Annotated in this window: 19 protein-coding genes; 13 read left to right on the forward strand and 6 right to left on the reverse strand. The window is 71.7% G+C overall.

Going from position 1 to position 23357, the window contains the following annotated elements; translation table 11 throughout:
* The first annotated feature begins 39 nt into the window (after positions 1–39).
* From AB0L65_RS08980 to AB0L65_RS08990, 3 genes are read left to right on the forward strand one after another with little or no spacing between them, the layout of a single operon-like run.
* Positions 40–759: an SDR family oxidoreductase gene (locus AB0L65_RS08980; protein ID WP_364242216.1), complete on the forward strand. Its 720-nt coding sequence runs from the start codon at positions 40–42 to the stop codon at positions 757–759.
* Between the two features lie 52 nt (positions 760–811).
* Positions 812–1519, forward strand: coding sequence for a DUF998 domain-containing protein (locus tag AB0L65_RS08985; RefSeq protein WP_364242218.1), 708 nt, complete (start codon positions 812–814; stop codon positions 1517–1519).
* Positions 1520–1558: 39 nt separating this feature from the next.
* Positions 1559–2731 carry an MFS transporter gene (locus tag AB0L65_RS08990; RefSeq protein WP_364242221.1) on the forward strand — a complete coding sequence of 391 codons (1173 nt, stop codon included), beginning with the start codon at positions 1559–1561 and terminating at the stop codon, positions 2729–2731.
* A 5-nt stretch (positions 2732–2736) separates the two neighbouring features.
* Here AB0L65_RS08990 and AB0L65_RS08995 read toward each other — a convergent pair whose 3' ends face one another.
* Together AB0L65_RS08995 and AB0L65_RS09000 are read right to left on the reverse strand one after the other, a co-directional pair.
* A complete protein-coding gene (locus AB0L65_RS08995) occupies positions 2737–3675 on the reverse strand; it encodes a Gfo/Idh/MocA family oxidoreductase (RefSeq protein ID WP_364242224.1) in 939 nt (312 codons plus the stop codon).
* Positions 3676–3724: 49 nt separating this feature from the next.
* Positions 3725–5131: a PLP-dependent aminotransferase family protein gene (locus AB0L65_RS09000; RefSeq protein ID WP_364242227.1), complete on the reverse strand. Its 1407-nt coding sequence runs from the start codon at positions 5129–5131 to the stop codon at positions 3725–3727.
* A gap of 68 nt (positions 5132–5199) precedes the next feature.
* On the opposite strand from AB0L65_RS09000, the gene AB0L65_RS09005 reads away from it, so the two are divergent.
* Together AB0L65_RS09005 and AB0L65_RS09010 are read left to right on the forward strand one after the other, a co-directional pair.
* Positions 5200–6078: a DMT family transporter gene (locus AB0L65_RS09005; protein ID WP_364242229.1), complete on the forward strand. Its 879-nt coding sequence runs from the start codon at positions 5200–5202 to the stop codon at positions 6076–6078.
* Positions 6079–6104: 26 nt separating this feature from the next.
* Positions 6105–7757, forward strand: a complete 1653-nt coding sequence (locus AB0L65_RS09010) for a fumarate hydratase (protein ID WP_350725656.1) — start codon at positions 6105–6107, stop codon at positions 7755–7757.
* Between the two features lie 203 nt (positions 7758–7960).
* Here AB0L65_RS09010 and AB0L65_RS09015 read toward each other — a convergent pair whose 3' ends face one another.
* Positions 7961–8149, reverse strand: coding sequence for a DUF5999 family protein (locus tag AB0L65_RS09015; RefSeq protein WP_350725658.1), 189 nt, complete (start codon positions 8147–8149; stop codon positions 7961–7963).
* A gap of 747 nt (positions 8150–8896) precedes the next feature.
* On the opposite strand from AB0L65_RS09015, the gene AB0L65_RS09020 reads away from it, so the two are divergent.
* The 3 genes from AB0L65_RS09020 to AB0L65_RS09030 are packed head-to-tail and all read left to right on the forward strand — an operon-like array spanning position 8897 to position 13190.
* Positions 8897–10006 carry a serine/threonine-protein kinase gene (locus tag AB0L65_RS09020; RefSeq protein ID WP_364242232.1) on the forward strand — a complete coding sequence of 370 codons (1110 nt, stop codon included), beginning with the start codon at positions 8897–8899 and terminating at the stop codon, positions 10004–10006.
* A gap of 35 nt (positions 10007–10041) precedes the next feature.
* Complete coding sequence (locus AB0L65_RS09025) at positions 10042–11757, forward strand: serine/threonine-protein kinase (RefSeq protein WP_364242235.1); 1716 nt, start codon at positions 10042–10044, stop codon at positions 11755–11757.
* 44 nt (positions 11758–11801) lie between these two features.
* Entirely contained in the window at positions 11802–13190 is a 1389-nt protein-coding gene (locus tag AB0L65_RS09030; RefSeq protein ID WP_364242238.1) for a class II fumarate hydratase, read from the forward strand.
* Here the strand turns inward: AB0L65_RS09030 and trpD are convergent.
* Entirely contained in the window at positions 13184–14236 is a 1053-nt protein-coding gene (trpD, locus tag AB0L65_RS09035) for an anthranilate phosphoribosyltransferase (protein ID WP_363970795.1), read from the reverse strand. The two genes, AB0L65_RS09030 and trpD, sit on opposite strands and share 7 nt — an antisense overlap.
* Positions 14237–14473: 237 nt before the next feature.
* Between trpD and AB0L65_RS09040 the strand changes: the two genes are divergently transcribed.
* Genes AB0L65_RS09040 through AB0L65_RS09060 form a run of 5 tightly spaced genes read left to right on the forward strand, consistent with a single transcriptional unit; the run spans position 14474 to position 20640 of the window.
* Complete coding sequence (locus AB0L65_RS09040) at positions 14474–15226, forward strand: 3-hydroxybutyrate dehydrogenase (RefSeq protein ID WP_364242241.1); 753 nt, start codon at positions 14474–14476, stop codon at positions 15224–15226.
* A gap of 42 nt (positions 15227–15268) precedes the next feature.
* Complete coding sequence (locus AB0L65_RS09045) at positions 15269–17167, forward strand: GAF domain-containing protein (RefSeq protein ID WP_364242244.1); 1899 nt, start codon at positions 15269–15271, stop codon at positions 17165–17167.
* A gap of 55 nt (positions 17168–17222) precedes the next feature.
* Complete coding sequence (locus tag AB0L65_RS09050) at positions 17223–18497, forward strand: MFS transporter (protein ID WP_364242247.1); 1275 nt, start codon at positions 17223–17225, stop codon at positions 18495–18497.
* Positions 18494–19495 (forward strand): alpha/beta hydrolase, encoded by a 1002-nt coding sequence (locus AB0L65_RS09055; protein ID WP_364242250.1) that lies wholly within the window; start codon positions 18494–18496, stop codon positions 19493–19495. Before AB0L65_RS09050 ends, AB0L65_RS09055 begins: the two co-directional genes overlap by 4 nt.
* On the forward strand, positions 19495–20640 hold the full coding sequence (locus AB0L65_RS09060; protein WP_364242252.1) for a tannase/feruloyl esterase family alpha/beta hydrolase: 1146 nt from the start codon (positions 19495–19497) through the stop codon (positions 20638–20640). The genes AB0L65_RS09055 and AB0L65_RS09060 overlap by 1 nt, the downstream gene beginning before the upstream one ends.
* On the opposite strand, the gene AB0L65_RS09065 is transcribed toward AB0L65_RS09060, so the two are convergent.
* Both AB0L65_RS09065 and AB0L65_RS09070 read right to left on the reverse strand, forming a co-directional pair.
* Complete coding sequence (locus AB0L65_RS09065; RefSeq protein WP_364242255.1) at positions 20630–22627, reverse strand: glycosyltransferase family 2 protein; 1998 nt, start codon at positions 22625–22627, stop codon at positions 20630–20632. The genes AB0L65_RS09060 and AB0L65_RS09065 overlap by 11 nt on opposite strands.
* 70 nt (positions 22628–22697) lie before the next feature.
* On the reverse strand, positions 22698–23336 hold the full coding sequence (locus AB0L65_RS09070) for a lytic transglycosylase domain-containing protein (protein WP_364242257.1): 639 nt from the start codon (positions 23334–23336) through the stop codon (positions 22698–22700).
* Between the last annotated feature and the right edge of the window lie 21 nt (positions 23337–23357).

Raw genomic sequence — 23357 nt, forward strand, 5'->3', positions numbered from 1 at the left:
ATTCGAGGCAAGATGTCTCGTAATGAGAGGGCGACGAAGATGCGAGTAGTGATCGTCGGCGGCACGTCCGGCATCGGCCTTGCGGCGGCGGCCCGGCTGGCCGCGGGCGGCGCCGAGGTGGTCGTCACGGGCCGCTCGGAGGAGCGCCTGCGCTCGGCGTTGAAGCAGCTCGGAGACCAGGCGCGGGGCCCAGTGAATGGGCAGGTCGTGGACGCGCGCGACACCGGCGCGATGCGGGCGCTGTTCGAGGGGCTGGGCACCGTCGACCATGTGATCGTCACCGTGACGGGCCGCGGCGGCGCGGGCCCGCTGAGCTCGCTGACCGGCGAGGGGCTGACCGACGCGGTGCGGAACAAGCTGGTCCCCCACCTGCTGACCGCGCAGGCCGCGCTGGGCGTGCTGCACCCGGAAGGCTCGATCACCTTCGTGACCGCGGCCTCGGCCGGCGCGGCCCTGCCCGGCATCGCCACGCTGGCGGCGGTGAACGGGGCGATCGAGGCCGCGGTGCCCGGCCTGGCCGTCGAGCTTGCCCCCATCAGGGTGAACGCGGTCTCCCCCGGCGTGATCGACACCGACTGGTGGTCGGAGATCGGCGACGAGGCGCGGGCCGCGTTCATGGAAGGCGCCGCCGAGAGCCTGCCGGTCAGGCGCGTGGGCCGGCCCGAGGACGTGGCGGCCACGATCGAGTACGTGGTGCGCAACGCGTACACGACCGGCATCGTCCTGACCGTCGACGGAGGGGCGCGGCTCAAGGCCTGAGGAATCCCAAGCCCTTCCACGCCGTTGATCCCGGCAAAAGGGAGGTGTGTGCGTGCATCAACCGGCGCGATGGGGTCTCGGTGTGGCGGGCGCGGGCATAGTGGTCATCCTGGGCCTGGAGCTGACCAGCCTCGACGAGATGAACCCGATCAGGCGGACCATCAGCGAGCACGGCCTCGGCCCCGACGGCTGGATCTTCGGGCTGGCGGTGGGGCTGCTCGCGGTCGGATCGGCGGCCATCGGGGTGTCGCTGGCACGCCGGCGGCTGGCGGGGGTCTTCGGCACCATCGCGCTCATGGGGTGGAGCGTGGGGCTGTTCATGACGGCGTGGTTCGAGAAGCACGACTGGTCGGTCGGCCCGAGTCTGAGCGGGAGCATCCACCGGGTGGGCAGCTTCATCGCCTTCCTCAGCCTGCCGCTGGCCGCGGTGATCATCGCCAGGCCCTGGCGGCACCGCGAGCGGTCGCGGGCCACTCTGGTGGCCTTCGGGCTCGGGATCTGCTCGGTGCTGTGGGTGGCGGGCATCGCGGCGGCCATGTTCATCGGGGCGCGCAACGGGCTGGCGTGGTGGCGCGTCATGCCGCTCGGCCTGGTGGAGCGGGGGATGGCCGTCACGGAAGTGGCCGCCCTGCTCGCGCTCGGCGTCTGGGCCGCCGCCAAGCGGCTGGACACGACGGAGCAAACCGGACGCCTGCCCGAAAAGCAGGTCGATGCCAGGGTCTGTGGGCTGGCGGAACGGAGTGGCGGGCCGCTAACCTGACCCAGCCTCACGTTTGATTCCCCCCATCAGGAGGCCGTCGTGCCGTCCTCGCGTGATCGTCAGGCCCGCATCGCCACGTACGTCGTCTATGCCGTACAGGGCCTGTCCTTCGCCTCGCTGCTCATCCAGGTCGCGAACCTGCAGGCCAAGCACGGCCTCGACGAGGGCACGCTGACGCTCCTGCTGCTGATCGTGCCCGTGTTCGCGGGGGTCGGCAGCGTGGCGGCGGGCACGTTCGCCGCCCGGTTCGGCAGCAGGCTGCTCCTGCGCGTCGCCCAGCCCGTGGTCGCGCTCGCCGTGGTGCTCGTCGGGCTCGCGCCCAGCGTGCCGCTGCTGGTGCCGGTCCTGCTGCTGTTCGGCGTGGCGGTGGGCGCCGTGGACGCCGGCATGAACATGCAGGGCGTAGCGGTCGAGCGCAGGTACGGCGTGCAGATCCTCAACGGTTTCCACTGCGTGTGGAGCGCGTTCAGCATGATCGGGGCGGTGTGGGCGTCGGGGGCCGCGGCCCTGCCACTGCCGGTGATCATGTCGGTCCCGATGGTGTTCGCGCTGATGGGCTCGCTCGTGTTCGCACGCGACCTGTGCGCGCCGGAGGAGGAGAAGGTCGAGGACGCCCCCGCGAGCGCCGCCGAGGGCGGCTTCCCGTGGCGGCCGATCATCCCGCTCTGCCTGGCCATGGGTTTCCTGTACATCGGCGACGCCGCCGTGTCGAACTTCAACACCGTGTTCATGAAGAACGAGCTCCTGGCGAGCCCGCAGGTGATCCCGCTGGCCTACGTCGCCTACCAGGCGACCACGCTGGCCGTCCGGCTCGGCGGCGACCTCGCGGTCCGGCGGTACGGGCCCGCCGCCATCGTCAGGATCGGCGGCGTGATCGCCACCCTGGGGTTCCTCGGCGTCGTCCTGGCCCCGACCCAGCCGCTGGCCATCGTCGCGTTCGGCCTGACCGGGGTGGGGCTGTCGGTGGTGGCGCCGCAGTCGTTCTCGGCGGCGGGCAAGCTCGACCCGGCCGGGACCGGGGTGGCCATCGCCCGGGTGAACCTCTTCAACTACATCGGCTTCATCGTGGGCGCGGCCCTGGTGGGCGGCATCGCGGACGCGGCGGGCATGCGGTGGGCGTTCGCCGCGCCACTCGTGCTGGCCGCCGTCATCATCGCCCTCGCCCCGGGCTTCGAGCCCAGGCGCCAGACCCCCAACCCCTCCGCCGCCTGAGGGCCTCAGCGCCGCACTTCGGCGACCTCGACGGTACGGCGCTCGCGGAGCGACAGGTCGGCCGCCTCGGCCACGTACAGCGCCTCCAGGGCGTCCTCGATCGTGCAGAGGCTCTGCTCGCTGGTCAGGAAGCCGTCGATCTCGTTGCGGTAGGCCGTCTCGAAGCGGGTGACGAAATCGGGCCAGGGATCCCGCGGGCCCGGCGTGCCCTCGGCCGAGTGCAGCGGGGCGCGCGGGCTCAGGCCGACGGCCTGGGTGCGCCTGGTGCCGGCCAGCTCCATGCGCACGTCGTACCCGCCGCCGTTGTAGCGGGAGCCCTGCAGGGTGGCCAGCGTGCCGTCGTCCAGGGTGAGCAGCGCGGCGCTGTTGTCCACGTCGCCCGCCTCCGCGAAGAACGCGGCGCCGCGGTTGGCCCCGGTCGCGTACACGGAGGTCACCTCGCGGCCGGTCACCCAGCGCAGGATGTCGAAGTCGTGGATGTGGCAGTCGCGGAAGACGCCGCCGGAGGTCGCGATGTACGCGGCGGGCGGCGGCGCGGGATCGGCGGTGATCAGGTGAACGCGGTGCAGCTCCCCCAGTTCACCGGCGCGCAGCGCGACCGCCGCCGCCGCGTAACCGGGGTCGAACCTGCGCTGGAACCCGATCTGCACCCGGTTGCCCGCGCTCGCCTCCAGCACCTTGACGGTCTCGTCCACGGTGCCCGCGACCGGCTTCTCGCAGAAGACCGGGATGCCCTTCTCGCACGCCTTGATGATGAGCTCGGCGTGGGTGCCGGTCGGGGTCGCGATGACCACGGCGTCCGACTCGAACGGGTCCCCCGGCCTGCCGTACGGCGACGTACGCACGGGATCGGCCACGATCAGCTCGTCCACCAGCGGATGCGCGGCCAGGGTCGCGGCGTGAAAAGCTCCGATTCTGCCCAGACCCAGCAGTCCCACACGCATGACGCCTCCAATCAGGACCAGGCTTTCTTTCTAAGCGAGCCCTTCTGCCTCAGTCAACGTTTTGTCCTGACATTCTGACCTTCAAGCTTCGTACGGCGTCCAGCGCCTTGTGCGCCGGCAGCCGCGCGAACCCCACCACCACGGCCGCGGGCCCCGCCGACTCCCGCATCGGCCCCACGGGCTCGGCGGACAGGCCGAGCTCCTGCCCGACGCGCGCGGCCCTCAGCTCGTCCCAGCCGGCCGGCAGCTCCAGGTAGACGTGCAGGCCCGCGTCGATGCCCTTGACCCGCACCTCCGGCAGCTCCTCGGCCAGCGCCCTGACCAGGGCGTCCCTGCGGCGGCGGTATTCGCGGCGCATCCTGCGCAGGTGCTTGTCGTAGCCGCCGGTACGCAGGAAGTGCGCCAGCGCGTACTGCTCGACGACCGGCGAGCCCAGGTCCAGCTCGCCCCGCGCCCGGCGGACGGCCTCCGCCAGGTCGGGAGGCGCGGCCACCCAGCCGAGCCGCAGCCCCGGCGCCAGGGCCTTGCTGACGCTGCCCGAGAGGACCACCCGGTCGGGGGCCAGGCCCTGGAGGCAGCCGACGGGGTCGCGGTCGAAGCGGAACTCGGCGTCGTAGTCGTCCTCCAGGATCACCCGGTTGCCCGCGTACGCCCACTCCATGAGGGCGGCCCGGCGCGGCGGCGAGAGCACCACGCCGGTCGGATATTGGTGCGCCGGGGTGACCAGGACGGCGTCGCCGCTCAGTTTCCGCACGTCCAGGCCCTCCTCGTCCACGGGCACCGGCACCAGGTGCGCGCCCGCGCGCCGCAGCAGCGGGGCCTGGCGGTGGCTCGTCGGGTCCTCGACGGCGAGCCGGATCGGCCGCTGCCGGCTCAGCACGTGCAGCACCAGGCTCAGGCCCTGCGCCACGCCGCCGACGATGACGAGATTCTGGGGGCGCACGTCGGCCGCCCTGACCCGCCGGAGATAGCCGGCCAGCTCTTCTCGCAGCTCAGGCACCCCGCCAGGGTCCCCGTAATCGAAGGCTTCCGAGGGTACGGTGGTCAGGACGTGCCTGACGGCGGCGAGCCAGCGCTCGCGGGGGAAGTGGCTGAGGTCGGGAGAGGTGGGGCGATGACCGTAGTACGGCGCGCACACGGGGGCGCTCGACGCGCGGCGCACCGGCTTGGGCCGGGGAGGCGTCTTCTGCCGCGGGGCGGCCCGGGGTGCGGTCTTGGGGGTGACCTGGGTGCCGACGCCCACCCGGGAGATCAGGAAGCCCTCGGCGACGAGCTGCTCGTACGCCTCCACCACCACGCCCCTGGAGACCTGGAGGTCGGTGGCGAGGTCGCGGGTCGCGGGCAGGCGGGTGCCCGGCGTCAGCCGGCCGCCCCTGATGGAGTCGCGCAGCTCGGAGGCGATCTGCCCGGCGATTCCCCCCTTATCGCGATTTATCTGGATATGGAGGTCAGCCATATTGGTCCTGTCTTCTGGCGGGACATTGGACTGTTTACGCGAACCATTGTCTCCCTAGCATCCTTCGCATGAGAAACGGCATCGTGGGTGCGGCCTCGGCCATGTTCCTCGTCGGGACACTGGCCGGGGTGTCGGGACTGGTGGACGGCTATCCCATATACGGCGGACAGGCCGTTCGGTATCTCGTGGCGTCGGTCATCCTGCTTGTCATAACGCGAGCGCTCGGCCTGCGGTTCGTCCGCCTCACGCCGCGCGAGCTGCTCTGCCTCGCCGGGCTCACCCTGTTCGGCCTGGTCATCTTCAACGTCTGCGTGATCGAGTCGACCAGCGCCGCCGGGCCGGCCCTGGTCGGGACCGTGCTCGGCACCGTGCCGCTGGCCCTCGCGCTGGCCGGCGGGCGGCCCGCGCCGCGGCTGCTGGCCGGGGCCTGCGTGGTGGTGGCCGGGGCGACGCTGGCCACGGGGCTCGGCAGCGGCAACCTGACCGGCCTGCTGTGGGCGCTGGGGGCACTCGTGGGCGAGGTGTGCTTCTCCATGCTGGCCATTCCGCTGCTGCCGCGGCTGGGGGCGATCAGGGTGTCGGCCTACTCGACGGCGCTGGCCGTACCGCTGCTGGCCGTGATCGGGCTGGCGCACGAGGGCTCCGGGATGTTCCGGCCGCCGACATGGGTGGAGGCGCTCGGGTTCGCGTACCTGGCGACCGTGGTCACCGTGGTGGCGTTCTTCCTCTGGTACAGCTCGCTGCCCAAGCTGGGCCCCGGCCGGGCCGGGCTCTTCGCGGGGATCATCCCGGTGGGCGCGATCGTGACGGGGGCGGTGCTCGGCGTGGCGATGCCGACCGCGTACGACCTGCTGGGCGCGGGCCTGGTGATCGCCGGCATCCTGGTCGGCCTGACCGCCGGACGGTCGCAGGCGGTCAGCGAAGTGGGATCTCCCGGAGGCGCGTAATCTCTTGGGGGACCGAAAGGATGGACATGGGCGAGTTCGACTACACCGACCTGCTGCCGCTGGGAGCCGATGAGACCGAGTATCGGCTGATCACGTCGGAGGGGGTGCGGAAGGTCGAGGCGGCCGGGCGTACGTTCCTCGAGGTCGAGCCGGAGGCGCTGCGACTGCTGACCGAGACGGCCATCCACGACATCTCCCACTTCCTGCGGGCCTCGCACCTCGCCCAGCTCCGGAAGATCGTCGACGACCCCGAGTCGAGCGGCAACGACCGCTTCGTGGCGCTCGACCTGCTCAAGAACGCCTCCATCTCCGCCGGTGGCGTCCTGCCCATGTGCCAGGACACCGGCACCGCGATCGTCATGGGCAAGCGCGGGCGTCACGTGCTGACCGACGGGCTCGACTCCGAGCACATCTCCCGGGGCGTGTACGACGCGTACACCAAGCTCAACCTGCGTTACTCGCAGATGGCGCCCCTGAACATGTGGGACGAGAAGAACACCGGCAACAACCTCCCCGCCCAGATCGAGCTGTACGCCGAGGACCCGCACGGCCACCCCGACGAGTACAAGCTGCTGTTCATGGCCAAGGGCGGCGGCTCGGCCAACAAGTCGTTCCTGTACCAGGAGACCAAGGCCGTGCTCAACGAGAAGCGCATGATGGCCTTCCTGGAGGAGAAGATCCGCTCGCTCGGCACCGCGGCCTGCCCGCCGTACCACCTGGCCGTCGTCGTGGGCGGCACCTCCGCCGAGTACGCGCTGAAGACCGCCAAGTACGCCAGCGCCCGCTACCTCGACTCGATCCCCACGGAGGGGTCGGCGTCCGGGCACGGGTTCCGCGATTTGGAGATGGAGGCCAAGGTCTTCGAGCTGACGCAGAAGCTGGGGATCGGGGCGCAGTTCGGCGGCAAGTACTTCTGCCACGACGTACGCGTCATCCGCCTGCCCCGGCACGGGGCCTCCTGCCCGGTGGCCATCGCGGTCTCCTGCTCGGCCGACCGCCAGGCGCTGGCCAAGATCACTCCTGAGGGCGTCTTCCTCGAGAAGCTGGAGACGGACCCGGCGCGGTTCCTTCCGGAGACGACGGACGAGCACCTCTCGGACGACGTCGTCCAGATCAACCTCAACCGCCCCATGCCCGAGATCCTCGCCGAGCTCACGAAATATCCCGTCAAGACCCGCCTCTCCCTCACCGGCCCCCTCGTGGTCGCCCGCGACATCGCCCACGCCAAGATCGCCGAGCTGCTCGACAACGGCGGCGAGATGCCTCAATACCTGAAGGACCACGCCGTCTACTACGCCGGGCCGGCCAAGACCCCTTCGGGGTATGCGTCGGGCTCGTTCGGGCCGACGACCGCCGGGCGGATGGACTCGTACGTGGGGCGCTTCCAGGCGGCCGGCGGCTCCATGGTCATGCTGGCCAAGGGCAACCGGTCGAAGCAGGTCACGGAGGCCTGCCAGCAGCACGGCGGGTTCTACCTCGGCTCCATCGGCGGACCCGCGGCCCGGCTGGCGCAGGACTGCATCAAGAAGGTCGAGGTGCTGGAGTATCCCGAGCTGGGGATGGAGGCGGTGTGGAAGATCGAGGTCGTGGACTTCCCGGCGTTCATCGTGGTGGACGACAAGGGCGACGACTTCTTCACCGACCGCACCGGCCCCGTGCTGACGATCGGCCGCCGCTGACCACCTGATCCCTTGAGGCTCCACCCACCGGCGCGGCCGACCGCCGGTGGGGCGGGGCATGGGGGCGGGCGGGCGAGCCAGGCGCGGGAGTCGCCGGCCCCGAGGGGCGGTGTCACCCCGGAAGGCCGGGTCGCCGCGGAGGCGGTGGGCTGAGGGTGGCGGCGAGTGAGCCGGATACGCCCCTCGCGCGGGCGAGGCGCGGCTCAGGCGGCCACCGGGGCCCGGTGCGGCGCCACGACGGTGCCGTCGGGCAGCAGCAGACCGGTGTCGTCGAACAGCACGACGCCGTTGCAGAGCAGGCTCCAGCCCTGGTCGGGGTGGGCCGCGATCACGTGCGAGGCCTCACGGTCGGGTGAGTCGGCACTCGGGCAAGCGGGGTAGTGACAGCACATCGCGCACCTCTCAGATTGCGCTCCTGATTCATGGCTTTCAAAAGGGCAGCTTGCGCCCCGACGGCGTGCGAAGGTCCAGAGCGATCCCGCTCGGTTTCTTCGGCCGGGTGCGAACCTGGGTCTGGCGCATCTTCATCACGTCCTTCAACGACCTGTCGTTAGTGGTGGGACCTTGGTGTTCGCCCTCATTCTGACGCCGGGCACCGACACTTTGCGGGCCTGTGGGAGAACTCCCTCTCTCATGGCTGTACCATGCCCCCGCCCCCTTACGGGACCCTTACAACTCGCTGACGGAGCCCCTCAGTTCCTGTCCGTCAGCCTGCCGTACACCTGAAAGTCCCCTGCCTTGCATCATGCACATTTAACGGGCCCGCGAGTGTGCCGCACGACACACATCACCGCCGAGCTGCGCAAACGCGTTCAGGAAAGCCGGTACGGCAGGCCCGTGCGGGCCGTGGGTAAGGCCGTCCGCGAGGCGGGACCAATCTGACTCCCTCGACATTGCCAAGAGACGGCAGGGCCCCGCGGCCACACCTCACCGGTGCCGGCCCGGGAGCCTCCCCGGCTACCCTCTGTATCGGAACGTGCGCCCGGACTGCGCCGAGAATCCGCGGGGCCTCATCAACTGGGCCGATCTGGCCAGGAGGTTTGCTGACGTCACGAGTCAGGCGGGTTGACTTAAGTTCGCAACAATTTATCGGCCGCGCCTCTACTGGTCGGTTTACACAAATAGGTAAGCTGCCAGGCATGCGTGCGCCCTCCGGTTACCTACTCGCCGCGCGCTACCGGCTTGTGGAGCCGGTCGGACGCGGCGGCATGGGCACCGTTTGGCGGGCACATGACGAGTTGCTCGACCGCGACGTGGCGGTCAAGGAAGTGCGCCTGCCCAACGTGCTCGACGAGGAGCTGCGCGCCGAGCTGTGCGCGCGCACCGAGCGCGAGGGCCGGGCGACCGCGATGGTCGCGCACCCCTCGGTCATCACCGTCTTCGACGTGGTCACCGAGGACGATCGGCCGTGGATCGTGATGGAGCTGCTGCGGGCCAAGTCCCTGGAGCAGCTCATCCAGGAGCAGGGACCGCTCCACCCGCGCAGGGCCGCCGAGATCGGCCGGCAGATTCTCGGGGCGCTGCGCGCCGTGCACGCCAAGGGGATCCTCCACCGCGACGTCAAGCCGAGCAACGTGCTGGTGACCGAGGACCGCGCGGTGCTCACCGACTTCGGTCTGGCCGCACTGGAAGGTGACGTTTCCATCACCCAGGCGGGCATCGTCCTGGGGTCCGCGGGATACATCGCTCCAGAGCGGGTGCTGGGCTCGAAGGCCAGCCCGGCGGGCGATCTGTGGTCGCTCGGCGCGACCCTCTACACCGCCGTCGAGGGCAGGGGCCTGCACGGGCGCCGTACGGCCGCCGCCGCGCTCGCGGCGCTGACCAGTGGTGAGCCGATCCCGATGACCAAGGCCGGGCCGCTGGCCCCCGTGCTTGACGCGCTGCTCAGGATCGACCCCGCGACCAGGCTCGATTCTGTACGGGCCTCGCTCATGCTGGCCAGGGTGGCCGCCGGAGGCTCGGCCGAGGAGCCGCTGGCCCCGCGCAAGCCCGTACGTTCCGGGCCGACCATCAACCCGCCGTCTTTCACACGCAGGCCCACGCATCGTGGGCTGCACAGGGCGGACGTCTCCACGACAGCGCTGTCTGTCCCGGTGCCCAGGCAGGAGCGCAAGCCCGGTGAGGGCGTGCACAGGAAGCGCGTCGAAGCGCGGCCGACGCCGTCCGCTTATGCCCGTTTCAAAGCGACGGTGATAAAGTTGTGCCTTCCTCGGCGGTTCTGGCCAAGAGAACTTCGCAAGCGAGGGTAAAGCACTTCCCAAGCGAGAATCGATATCTTCTTCTCATGCCGGAACAGCAGACACGCCTGCTCGCGGAGCGCTACGAGCTCATAGCCCCGCTCGGCCGGGGCACGATGGGCACCGTGTGGCGCGCCCGCGACCGCGCGCTCGGGCGCGAGGTGGCGGTCAAGGAAATCCGCCAGGACCCGGGACTCACTGACGACCAGCGGGCCGAGCTGCGCGAACGCATGGTCCGCGAGGGCCGCATCGCCGCGCGGATCAACCATCCCTCGGTGGCGTCCATCCACGACGTCCTGATCCAGGACGACAGCCCGTGGATCATCATGGAGCTCATCGAGGCCCGATCGCTGGAGCAGGTGATCGACGAGGAGGGGCCGCTGCCGCCACGGCTCGTGGCGGAGATCGGCGTGGACCTGCTCGGGGCGCTGCGCGCCGCGCACGCCCAGGGGATCACCCACCGCGACGTCAAGCCGGGCAACGTGCTCATCACGGAGAGCGGGCGCGTGGTGCTCACCGACTTCGGCATCGCCAAGGCCGAGGGCGACTCGCGGCTGACGAAAACGGGCATGGTGATCGGTTCACCCGGCTACACGGCCCCGGAACGTGCCAGGGGCGAGTACACCGGCCCCGAGTCGGACATCTGGTCGCTCGGGGCGACGCTCTACTTCGCCGTCGAGGGGCGCCCGGCGTACGAGCGGGCCACGATCGCGGAGACGCTGGCGGCGCTGCTCACCGAGAGCGCCGACCCGCCCACCCAGGCTGGTCAGCTGCGGCCCGTGCTGAACGGGCTGCTGAACAAGGACTACCGGCAGCGCCTCAACGCTGCCAAGGCGGAGACCCTGCTGCGCATGGTCGCCGACACCCCCACGAGCGACATGCCGGCGATCACGGCTGAGGCTCTCATGGCGCAGGAGGCCGCTTTGCCCGACCCGTTCGCCGGCAAGAACCCAGCCCAAAAGAATCCCGCCCAGCAGAGTCCGGCCCAGGCCCAGACGAACCCCGTGCAGAAGCCCCCGGTCCCCCAGGCCGGCCCTGCGCCGTACGGGCCCGGAGGCGCGGGCGCTCCCGGCGGCCAGCCGCCCTGGGGCCCGGGTCCCGCCGGCCGAGGCCAGGGTCCAGGTCAAGGTCCAGGTCAGGGTCCAGGTCCAGGTCCAGGTCAGGGTCCGGGCGCGCAGGCGCCCAGAGGGCCTGTCGGCGCGCCAGGCGGCCAGGTGCCCGGTGGTCCGGGCCGAGGGCCGGCGTCGGGCCCGCACGGGCCGATGACGAGCCCCGGCACGCCCACCGTCCCGCGCAACGCCGCGCCTCAGCGCCAGCCGCAATCCGGCCCTCAAGGAGCCGCAGCCTCTCCTGAAGCGGGCTTCGACCCCGAGCGGACGGTCAGCGTCCAGCGCCCCAAGGGCCCGTTCCCGCCGGCTCCGGAGCAGAGCAGGCCGCCGCAGGGGCCCGGCGACGAGGGCGCGGTCGTCACCACGCGCATCCAGCTCCCGCCCGCGCCCGGCCAGCAGGTCTATCCGCCCACCACGCCGCCCGCGGGCCGGCAGCCCGCCCCCCGGCAGCCAGGGCCCCAGCAGCAGCCGCCCCCGCCTGGAGGCCAGCAGGTCCCGCAGCAGGGCAAGGGTCTGGGGACCGACCTGTTCGCCATCGCCGGGCAGCCGGAACAGCCCTCGGGCAACCGCAACGGCATGCTGGTGCTCATGGCGGTGGCCGCCGCGGCCGCCGTGGTGATCGCCGTACTCATCGTCGCGCTCTTCTCCAGCTGACCCGCGCCGCGGCCGTAGGGCGGTCGTGGGCCAGACTGGAAGTCATGAGCGAGTTCAGAATCGAGCATGACTCGATGGGCGAGGTGCGCGTGCCCTCAGGCGCCAGGTGGCGCGCGCAGACCCAGCGGGCAGTGGAGAATTTCCCGGTTTCCGGACGCCCTCTCGAGCCGTCCCACATAGCCGCGCTCGGCCTGATCAAGGCGGTGGCCGCCGAGGTGAACGGCGAGCTGGGCGTGATCGACAAGGACCTGGCCGAGGCCGTCGCCCAGGCGGCGGCCGACGTCGCCGAGAACGAGCACGACGCCCACTTCCCGATCGACGTCTTCCAGACCGGCTCCGGCACCTCGTCCAACATGAACGCCAACGAGGTGATCGCGACGCTGGCCGAGGAGCGCCTCGGCCGTCCCGTGCACCCGAACGACCACGTGAACGCCTCCCAGTCGTCCAACGACGTCTTCCCCACCTCGATCCATGTGGCGGCGGCGACGGAGGTGACCTTCCACCTGCTGCCCTCGCTCAGGCATCTGGCGGCGGTGCTGCGGGAGAAGGCGATCGAGTTCGACGGGGTGGTGAAGTCGGGGCGCACCCATCTGATGGACGCGACCCCGGTGCGGCTCGGCCAGGAGTTCGGCGGGTACGCCACCCAGATCGAGAACGGCGTCCTGCGGGTCGCGACGGCCCTTGAGCGCGTGCTCGAACTGCCGCTGGGCGGCACGGCCGTGGGCACCGGCATCAACACCCCGCCGGGCTTCGCTCAGGCGACCATCGCCAAGCTGGCCGAGGCCACCGGCATCCCGTTCGTCGAGGCCGGTGACCATTTCGAGGCCCAGGGCGCGCAGGACTCGATCGTCGAGCTGTCGGGCCAGCTCAAGGTGGTGGCCGTCTCGCTCACCAAGATCGCCAACGACCTCCGCTGGATGGGCTCGGGCCCGCGCGCCGGGCTGGCCGAGATCAACCTGCCCGACCTGCAGCCCGGCTCGTCCATCATGCCCGGCAAGGTCAACCCGGTGCTCCCCGAGGCCACGGCCATGGTCGCGGCCCAGGTCATCGGCAACGACACGGCGATCACGTTCGCCGGCGCGTCCGGCAACTTCGAGCTGAACGTGCAGCTGCCGATCATCGCGCGCAACATCCTGGAGTCGATCAGGCTGCTGGCGAACGTGTCGCGGCTGCTCGCCGACCGCTGCGTCGCCGGCATCACGGCGAACGTCGAGCGCCTGCGCGAGTACGCCGAGTCGTCGCCGTCGATCGTCACCCCGCTGAACAGGTACGTCGGCTACGAGGAGGCCGCGAAGATCGCCAAGCAGGCCCTGGCCGAGCGCAAGACCATCCGCGAGGTGGTCATCGAGCGCGGCCACGTGGCCGACGGCACCCTCACTGAGGAGCAGCTCGACGCCGCGCTCGATGTGTTGTCGATGACCCGGCCTCAGTGACCCGCTGAGGCCTGGGCCTGCGTGGCGTGCGCCCACAGGGTGAGCAGGGACAGGGCGGCGCCGGAGTCGACCGCCTCCGCGGCCCGCTTGTAGGCCATGCCCAGGGCGGGCGTGAGGTCGGGTGCGGGCGGCGTGCCCTCGGCGGCCACCACGGCGGCGGCCGCGTTGAGCAGGACGACGTCCCGCACCGGGCCCCGCTCGCCCGCGAGCACGGCCCGCGCCACGGCCGCGTTGTGCCGGGCGTCGCCGCCGCGCAGGTCGTCCTGGCGCGACCGCGGGATCGACAGGTCGGCCGGGTCGAAGGCGGTCGGCGTGACCGTGCCCCGGCGTACGACCCAGATCGTGGAGGGGCCCGTGGTGGTGAGCTCGTCGAGCCCGTCGTCGCCCCTGAAGACCAGCGAGGAGCAGCCGCGCTGGGCCAGCACGCCCGCGATGACCGGCGCCATCCCCTGGTGGAAGACGCCGACCGCCTGGGCGGCCGGCAGGGCCGGGTTGGTGAGCGGGCCCAGGAAGTTGAAGACCGTGGGCACGCCCAGCTCGCGGCGCGGCCCGGCGGTGCGTCTCAGCCCGGAGTTGAACGCGGGCGCGAAGCAGAACGTGATGCCGACCTCGTCCGCGACCCTGACCACCGCGGCCGGCGGCAGGTCGATGACCACGCCCAGCTCCTCCAGCACGTCCGCCGCGCCCGCCAGCGAGGAGGCGGCCCGGCCGCCGTGCTTGACGACCTTGACGCCCGCGGCGGCGGCGACGATGGCGGCCATGGTGGAGATGTTCACGGTGTGGGCGCGGTCGCCGCCGGTGCCGACCAGGTCCACGGGGTCGCCGGAGACCCTGATCGCGGCCGATTTCAGGAGCATGCCGTCGGCCAGCCCGGACACCTCGGCCACGCTCTCGCCCTTGGCCCGGAGCGCGATCGCGAACGCGGCGATCTGGGCGTCCGTGGCCGTCTCGCCGATGATCTGCTCCATGGCCCACTTGGCCTGGAGGGAGGTGAGTGACCTGCCGTCGAGCAGCGTGGTGAGCAGTGCTGGCCAGGTGGTGGTCATGGTGAGCGCCCCTTTCGTCAGTGCTCGACGGGGGCGCGTACGACATGCGATCGGCCGCCTCGTCGAGGCGGCCGGTGCGTATGCGCTGGGAGGTCCGCCTAGGAGGCGGGCCACCACTGGGACGAATACGCGGTCATGCGTTCAAGATAGCAGACGTCGTGATCCACATAGGGCGGCGCCGATCTATGTCGCCGGCACCTATGCGTCGGGGCGCGGGCACCGCCTAGGGTTCGGGGTATGGCGAAGGAGCTGACGGGGCGGACCGCGCTTGTGACGGGGGCGGGGGGCGGCATCGGGGCGGCCTGCGCCCGGCGCCTGGCCGCCGAGGGGGCGAAAGTACTGGTCGTCGACCTGCGGGCCGAGCCCGCCGAGAAGGTCGCCGCCGAGATCGGCGGCGTGGCAGTGGTGGCCGATCTGAGCGATCCCGGGTTCGTGGCGGCGCTGCCCGACGAGCCGATCGACATCGTGGTGAACAACGCCGGCTTCCAGCACGTCGCGCCGATCGAGGACTTCCCGCCCGAGGTGTTCTCGGCGATCCTGCGGGTGATGGTCGAGGCCCCGTTCCTGATCGCGCGGCAGGTGCTGCCCGGCATGTACGCCAGGGGATGGGGGCGGTTCGTGAACATCTCGTCCGTGCACGGGCTGCGTGCCTCGCCGTTCAAGTCGGCGTACACGACGGCCAAGCACGGGCTGGAGGGCTTCTCCAAGGTCGTCGCGCTCGAAGGGGCCCCGCACGGGGTCACCTCCACCTGCGTCTGCCCCGCCTACGTACGGACGGGGCTGGTCGAGGCGCAGATCGCCGACCAGGCTAAGGTGCACGGCATCGAGCCGGACGAGGTCGTCGAGAACATCATGCTGCAGCCCGCCGCGATCAAGCGGCTGATCGAGCCCGAGGAGGTGGCCGAGCTGGTCGCCTACCTCTGCGGCCCCGCCGGGTCGTTCATCACCGGCGTCTCCCTTCCCATGGACGGCGGCTGGACGGCGCACTAGTGCTACGGATCCCTGCGACCGGGCGCCGAACGGAGTGAGGCCATGAGCACGCGGTTCCTGGAGTTGCTCGCGCGGGAGGCGTCGGCGGTCGAGTTCGAGGGGCCGATCATCGAGGCCAGGGCGCGCGGCGCGGACCCGGCCACGATCGAGGAGCTGGAGCAGGCCAAGGTCGAGGCGCTCAAGGTGCGTGACCTGCTCAAGCGGCGCGCCAGGCGCGAGGCCGAGCTGTCGGCCCTCTACGACACGGCCGGCGACCTGGCCGCGCTGCGCGACCTCGACGCCGTGCTGGAGGCCATCGTGCACCGGGCCAGGCAGCTGCTGGCCACCGACGTCGCGTACATGACGCTGCACGACCCCGAGCAGGGCGACACGTACATGCGGGTCACCGACGGGTCGATCTCGGCCAAGTTCAGGGCGTTGCGGCTGGCCATGGGGGCGGGGCTGGGCGGCCTGGTCGCGCAGACGGCCACCCCGTACTCGACGGCCGACTACTTCGCCGACGCCAGGTTCCGGCACAAGCACCACATCGACGAGGCCGTCACGGAGGAGGGCCTGGTCGCGATCCTGGGCGTGCCGCTGCGGCTGGGGCAGCGGGTGATCGGCGTGCTGATGGCGGCCAACCGCAGCGCGCGGCCGTTCCACCAGGAGGAGGTGTCGCTGCTGGCCAGCCTGGCCGCGCACGCCGCCGTCGCGATCGACAACGCCAGGCTGCTGCAGGAGACCAGGAACGCGCTGGAGGAGCTCTCCCAGGCCCACAGGACCGCCAGGGCGCACGGGGAGGCCGTGGAGCGGGCCGCGCTGGCCCACGACCGGATGACCTCGCTGGTGCTGCGCGGCGGCGGGATCGAGGACGTGGCGGCCGTGGTGACCGACGTGCTCGGCGGCTCGCTGGCCGTGCTGGACGATCTGGGGCGGCCGCTCATGGGTGACGTGGGCGAGCTGGACGCCGGGGTGTTCGAGTCGGCGCAGGCGTCCAGGGCGCTGGGGCGTACCGTGCGGCGGGGGGACCTGCTGATCGCGTCGGTGGACGTCGGCGGGGAGCCGCTGTGCACGCTGATCCTGCGCAGCGACGACGCCGACGGGCGCATCCTGGAGCGGGCGGCGCTGGTGTGCGCGCTGCTGCTGCTGTTCCGCCGGAGCGTGGCGGAGGCCGAGGGCCGGGTCAGGGGCGAGCTGCTCGACGACCTGATCTCCCGGCCCGGCTCCCCCGGCCTGGCCGACCGGGCCCGGCGGCTGGGCGTCGATCTCTCGGCGCCGCACGTCGTGGTCGTGGTGCGGCATGAGGGCCAGCGGGAACGGGCCGCGTTCTGGGCCTCGTCGCAGGCCACGCTGCGGCACGGGCTCGCGGCCGGGCGGGCGGGCGAGGTGGTGCTGCTGCTGCCGGGGGCCAACGCGGGCGGCGTCGCGCAGCGCGTCGCCGCCGAGCTGAGCGCGTCGCTGCAGGTGCCCGCCACGGCGGGCGCGTCGAAAGTCTGCCTCCCCGGTGCGCCGGTCCGGCCGCCGGGCGGCGGCGAGCCCGGGGCGGGTGACGTGGCGGGCGACGTGTCCGCGGCGTACCAGGAGGCGCGCAGGTGCGCCGAGGCGCTGATCGCGCTCGGACGGGCGGGCGACGGCGCGAGCGCGGCCGAGCTGGGGTTCGTCGGGCTGCTCGTGGGCGACGGCCGCGACGTGCGCGGCTTCGTCGGGCGCGTGCTCGGCGCCGTGATCGACTACGACGCCCGCAGGGGCACCGCGCTGGCCGACACGCTGGCCGCCTACTTCGGCTCGGGCGGCTCGCCCTCCCGTACGGCCGAGGCCATGCACATTCACGTCAACACCGTCACGCAGCGGCTCGACCGGATCGGCAAGCTGCTCGGCGACGGCTGGCTGGAGCCGGAACGCGCGCTCGAGATCCAGCTCGCGCTCCGCCTGCACCGGCTCGGCCACACATCCACCCCATAGACTGTGGGCCCCGGCCCCATATGAGTGACGCCGGTCACTCCTTACCGTGACCGGCATGGCCACTTCCATCAAGAAGATCGTCGCCGCGAGCCTGATCGGCACCACCATCGAGTGGTACGACTTCTTCCTGTACGGCTCGGCAGCCGCCCTCGTCTTCAACAAGCTCTTCTTCCCCGAGTCCGACCCGCTCACCGGCACGCTGCTGGCGTTCCTCACCTACGCCGTCGGATTCGTCGCCCGGCCGCTCGGCGGCCTGGTCTTCGGCCACTTCGGCGACCGGATCGGCCGCAAGACGCTGCTGGTCGTCAGCCTGCTGACGATGGGCGCGGCCACGTTCCTGATCGGCTGCCTGCCGACGTACGAGACCCTGGGCCCGTCCGCGGCGCTGCTGCTGACCTCGCTCCGGCTCGTGCAGGGCTTCGCGCTCGGCGGCGAGTGGGGCGGCGCGGTGCTGATCGTCTCCGAGCACGGCGACACGGCCCGCCGCGGCTTCTGGGCCTCCTGGCCGCAGGCCGGCGCCCCCGGCGGCAACCTGCTGGCCACCGGCGTGCTGGCGGCCCTGGCCGCCTGGCAGTCGGACGAGGCGTTCCTGGCGTGGGGCTGGCGGGTGCCGTTCCTGCTGTCGGGCGTGCTGGTGCTGATCGGCCTCTGGATCCGCCTGACGATCACCGAGTCGCCGGTGTTCCAGGAGGCGCCGCCGGAGAAGGCGCCGCCCATCGTGGGCGTGCTGCGGCACCACTGGAAGGACGTGCTCACCGCGATCGGCGCGCGCCTCGCGGAGAACATCTCCTTCTACCTGCTCACCGTCTTCGTCATCACGTACGCCAAGTCAGTCAAGATCGAGAACTCCACCGTGCTGAGCGCGGTGCTGATCGCCTCGGCCATCCACTTCGTCACGATCCCGATGTGGGGCGCGCTGTCGGACCGGATCGGCCGCCGCCCGATCTACCTGGCGGGCGCCGCCGGCATCGGAGTGTGGATCTTCGCGTTCTTCCCGCTCGTGGACACCGGCAACTTCCTGGTGATCACCCTCGCCATCACCGTCGGCCTGCTCTTCCACGGCATGATGTACGGCCCGCAGGCGGCCTTCTTCTCCGAGCTCTTCGGCACGAGGATGCGCTACACCGGCGTCTCCATCGGCGCGCAGCTGTCGGCGATCGTGGCCGGCGCGCTGGCCCCGATCATCGCGGTCGCGCTGCTGAAGACGTACTCGAGCAGCCTGCCCATCTCGGTCTACCTTGGTCTGGCGGCGCTGCTCACGCTGGGCGCGGTCTACGCCGCCCGCGAGACCCAGGGCAGCGACCTGGCCGAAAGGATCCACGCGCGATGAAGGTCACCACGCCCAGACTCACCCAGAACGTCCTGACCGTCGAGGGCAGGGACACCGGCGAGCCGGTGCTGTTCGTGCACGGGAACGTCTCCTCGGCCGCCTTCTGGCGCGACAGCATGGCGGCGCTGCCCGGCGGCTACCGGCCGCTCGCGGTCGACCTGCGCGGGTTCGGCGAGAGCGACCCCGCGCCCGTGGACGCCACGAGGGGCCTGCGCGACTGGTCCGACGACCTGATCGAGCTGGTCGAGGCGCTGGGCCTGGACGGGGTGCACCTGGTCGGCTGGAGCCTGGGCGGCGGCATCGTGCTGCAGGTCCTGCGCGACCGGCCGGCCGTCGTCAGGAGCGTCACCCTGGTCAACCCGATCTCCCCGTACGGCTTCGGCGGCACGGAGGGCCCGGACGGCCGCCTCACGCACCCCGACGGCACGGGAGCGGGCGCCGGCGCCGCCAACCCCGACTTCGTGGCCCGGCTCAAGGCGGGCGACATGTCGGACGAGTCCCCCACGTCGCCGCGCAGCGTCTTCCGCTCCTCGTACGTCAAGCACCCCGAGGTCGCCGACGAGGACTTCTACGTACGCTCGATGCTCACCACCCGCGTGGGCGAGGCCAACTACCCGGGCGACGCCGCCGCCTCGGAGCAGTGGCCCGGCGTGGCCCCCGGCAAGCTCGGCATCCTCAACGCCATCGCCCCCACCCACTTCCGCCTGGACGACCTCCACGAGATCGACCCCAAGCCGCCCGTCCTGTGGATCAGGGGCGCCGACGACGTGATCGTCTCCGACACGTCGTTCTTCGACCTGGCCCACCTGGGCGCGCTCGGCGTCGTGCCCGGCTCCCCCGGCACCCCGGCCCAGCCCATGGTGGCCCAGACCAGGGCCGTGCTGGAGCGCTACGGCCCGTACCGGGAGGCCGTCATCGACGACTGCGGCCACAGCCCGCACCTGGAGCACCCCGACGAGTTCCGGCGCCTGCTGGCCGCCCACCTCGGGGAGGCGTGATGTTCGTCGCGCTCACCTTAGTCGCGAGCCTGCTCACCCCGGCCCCGCAGCTCACGGTGCCGGGCGCGGAGCAGGCCGTGGTGGCCACGCTGGACGACCTGACCACGGCGGGCACCGCGAAGACCGGCCACACCGACCCGGCCGACTGGGCCGGGCTGCACTCGGCCGCCACGGTCAACCCGACGGGCGTGCCCGGCATCCAGATCGACGGCTACTTCCCCGACACCTCCACCACCAACGCCACCCACGGCTGGAACCACGACTCCCAGTTCGTGATCAGGCTCCCCGAGCACTGGAACGGCGGCCTGGTCGTCAGCGGCACCCCCGGCAACAGGGAGCAGTACGCCAACGACTACACGATCTCCGACTGGGTGCTGGCCAAGGGCTACGCGTTCGCCGCCACCGACAAGGGCAACGTCGGCGTGAACTTCCACGAGGACGGCCGCGATCCCGGCGACGCCATCGCCGAGTGGAACCACCGGGTCACCCAGCTCACGGTGGCCGCCAAGGCCGTCGTCAGGCAGCGGTACGGCAGGAAGGCCCAGCGCACGTTCGTGGCGGGCATCTCCAACGGCGGCTACCTGGTCAGATGGCAGCTGGAGAACCGCGGCTGGCTCTACGACGGCGGCGTGGACTGGGAGGGCACGCTCTGGCGGGTCAAGGGCGACAACCTGCTGAACTTCCTGCCGCCCGCGCTGAAGGCGTACCCGGACGAGGCCGGGGTGCGGGCGGCCGGGTTCGCGGCGGGCTCGGAGTTCCTGTGGCCGTTCCACCGGCAGTACTACTGGGAGCTCACCCAGCAGCTCTACCAGAAGGAGCTGGACCCGTCCTACCAGGGCGCGGCGGCGGACTACGACTACGACCGGCGCAAGCCGTACGCGGCCGTGGCGAAGATCGCGCTGACCGGCCGGATCACCAAGCCGCTGATCACGATCCACGGGACGCTCGACACGTTGCTGCCGATCTCCCGCGACTCCGACGTCTACGCGAAGATGGTCGGCCCGCACCGGCCGTTCCGCTACTACCGCGTCGAGGGTGGCAACCACCTGGACAGCCTGGTGGACGTCTATCCCGACAAGCTGAAGCCCATGCTCCCGGTCTTCAGGAGCGCCTTCGAGGAGCTGGAGGGCTGGGTCAGTCCTTGAGGTAGCGATGCCTGCCCGCGCGCGCCAGGCGCACCATGTGACGCGCGCCGGGCAGCCGCCTGCCGATGCGGTGCAGGACGGTGTCCCTGCCCATGGGCGAGCGCCGCCCCGGATCGACCGCGGCGGCGGGCCGTACCAGGATCTTGCCCCCGCGCACCTCCAGCGCGAACCTGAGCCCGATCTCCTCCTCCGCCGTGCGCAGCGACGTCAGCCAGGCGCCGGGGCCGAGCTGGTCGGGTGGCGGCATCATCCGCTTGACCGGCACCTTGGCCACGAGCTGTCCCGCGAGCCGGCCCGGCACCCCGGCCTCGACCAGGGCGGGCGCACACACCTCACGGCCGCGCCGCCCGGTGCTGCGCAGCACCAGCTCCAGCGGGGGTCCCCCGCTCGGCGGCACGTACGGCACCGGCAGCACGACGTACGCGTGCCCGTCGAGCCGCTTGACCTCCGCCCCGCGCGACACCAGGGCGATCGACTCGGAGAACGAGCGCGGCTCGACCGCCAGGCCCAGGTCGCCGTGGTCGGTCCAGCACGGCACCACCAGGCGCGTCCTGGGCCGCTGGGCCAGCACGCCCAGGCAGTTGAGCGGGCCCGCCGAGCTGCCGACCCGGCTCCTGGCCTGGTTGGCGCCGCCGAACATGCGGACGTGCACCTCCCACTGGCCCGGCCTGAGCGGCTCGCCGACCGCGGCGGCGGTCACGTCCAGCTGGGCCTCGCCCCTGATCTGCACGCGCATCCGGCGGCGGCCGTCCTGGATGCGCTCCACGTGCTGGGTCAGGGGCAGGAAGTGGATCACTCCCGTCTCGGCGTGGCGCACGTACAGCTCGACGCGGGCCCGTTCGACCGCATCGGTGACGTCGGTGACGTTCTCGTCCAGGGCCTTGGTCTCCAGCGAGCGCGGCGGGATCCAGTGCAGGCGCTCGCCGTCCTCCCGGTACCTGTCGGGCGTGCCGTCGCCCGCCAGGACCTCCACGGTCAGCGCGAGCACCAGTACGTGGGCGTCCCAGCGCATCTCGGTCAGGTCGGCGCGGAGCCCGGCGCGCTTGGAGGAGTTCGACAGGAGCACGATCTGGTCCAGACGCCCCATGCGCACGTACGCGGCCACCACGCGCAGCTGGACGGGCAGATAGCGGTCGAGCCGCTCCGGGAACCGCTCCTCGACCAGCTCCTGCACCACCCGGAAGTGCAGGCCCCGGTCCACCGACGAGTCGGCGAACCTGGCGGTCAGCAGCGGGCGCAGGACGGCGTACCGGAACCAGTGGGCCTGCATGCGGTCGCGCTGGCGGCCCTCGCCCACGCAGGTCTCGATGTCGGTGAGCAGCGCGTCCAGCTCCTTGACCATGGCCCGCGGCTCGTCCTCGGCCCCGAGCCGGTCGCCGAGGTGGCAGCAGACGTGCTCGGCCAGCACGGCGATGACCTTGGCGTGCAGGTAGGCCCGCATCACGAACGCCTGCTCGGCCATCCTGCCGCCGGGCACGGTGAACCCCAGCTCGTGCTCCTCCAGGAAGGCGCGGCGGTAGAGCTGCTGCGGCACGAGCAGCTGGAGGAGCCGGTCGCGCAGGATGTCGGCGCGGGCCGTGCCGCGCTCGAAGGCGGCCATCGGCGGCCCGAAGTCGCGGATCAGGCGGCCGACCAGCACGTCGGCGTCGGTCTCCACGGCGCGCTCGTGCATGCGGGCGACCGCGTCCTTCTCCAGGCGGTCGCCCTGGTCGAGGAAGTAGACGTAGTCGCCGGCGGCGGCCGCGAGGCCCACGTTGCGGCCGCGCATGGGCGTCCCGGTGTGCGGCAGGTGCAGCACGCTCACGTTGTCACGGGTCGTGGCGATGGTGTCGAGGCGCTCGCCGATCCCGTCCGTGGAGCCGTCGTCCACGAAGATCACTTCGTACGCGTCCGGGGGCATCGTCTGCTCCAGGGCGGAGCGGATGCACGCGTCGGCGGTGGCCCCCGGGTTGTGGACATTGACGATCACGCTGACCTTGACACCCATGCGGCCAGAGTGGGCCCGCATGCACGTTCGGGCGCGGCGGCTTGCCGATTAGAGAGGGAAAGTTGACCCTCTAATACCAACCCACCGACTGTGAGTGTCCCCAGGCGCCACAGGGCGTGCCGTAGCGGCCCTTGATGTAGCCGAGGCCCCACTTGATCTGGGTCGCGGGGTTGGTCTGCCAGTCGGCGCCCGCGCTGGCCATCTTGCTGCCGGGAAGGGACTGCGGGATGCCGTACGCGCCTGAGTAGCGGTTCATCGCCCGCGAGTTCCAGCCGCTCTCCTTCTGCCAGAGCCGCTCCAGGCAACCCCACTGGTCGTCGCCCCAGCCCATGGAGGCGAGCATGGTCTTGGCGGTGGCCTTGCTGCTGCCCGGCGAGGGGATGCTGCCCGGCGGGAAGTTCATGGAGGGGAACCCGTCACCGCCCGGCGCCTTCTTCGGCACCACCCAGTCGATGTCGGGGTTCTTGCCCGCGGAGGCCCGGCCGTCCTTGAGCTTGTCCGCCTTGTACGCCTGCTCGGCGGCGTTCTTGAGCGCGTCGTTCTGGGGGTCGGGCGCGTAGAAGCTGCCGCTCGCGATGGCGCCCAGCTGCTCGGGCGTGAAGGGCGTGACGGCCGGCCTCTTGGCGTTCTCCATGGCGCGGTAGGCGACGAAACCGCCACCACCGACCACGACCACCAGCGAGACGGTGGTGATCAGCACCGCTTTCACGCTCAGGCGCTTCTTGGGCCG

The sequence above is a fragment of the Nonomuraea sp. NPDC052116 genome, assembly GCF_040680035.1.
GTDB classification, from domain to species: Bacteria; Actinomycetota; Actinomycetes; order Streptosporangiales; family Streptosporangiaceae; genus Nonomuraea; species Nonomuraea angiospora_A.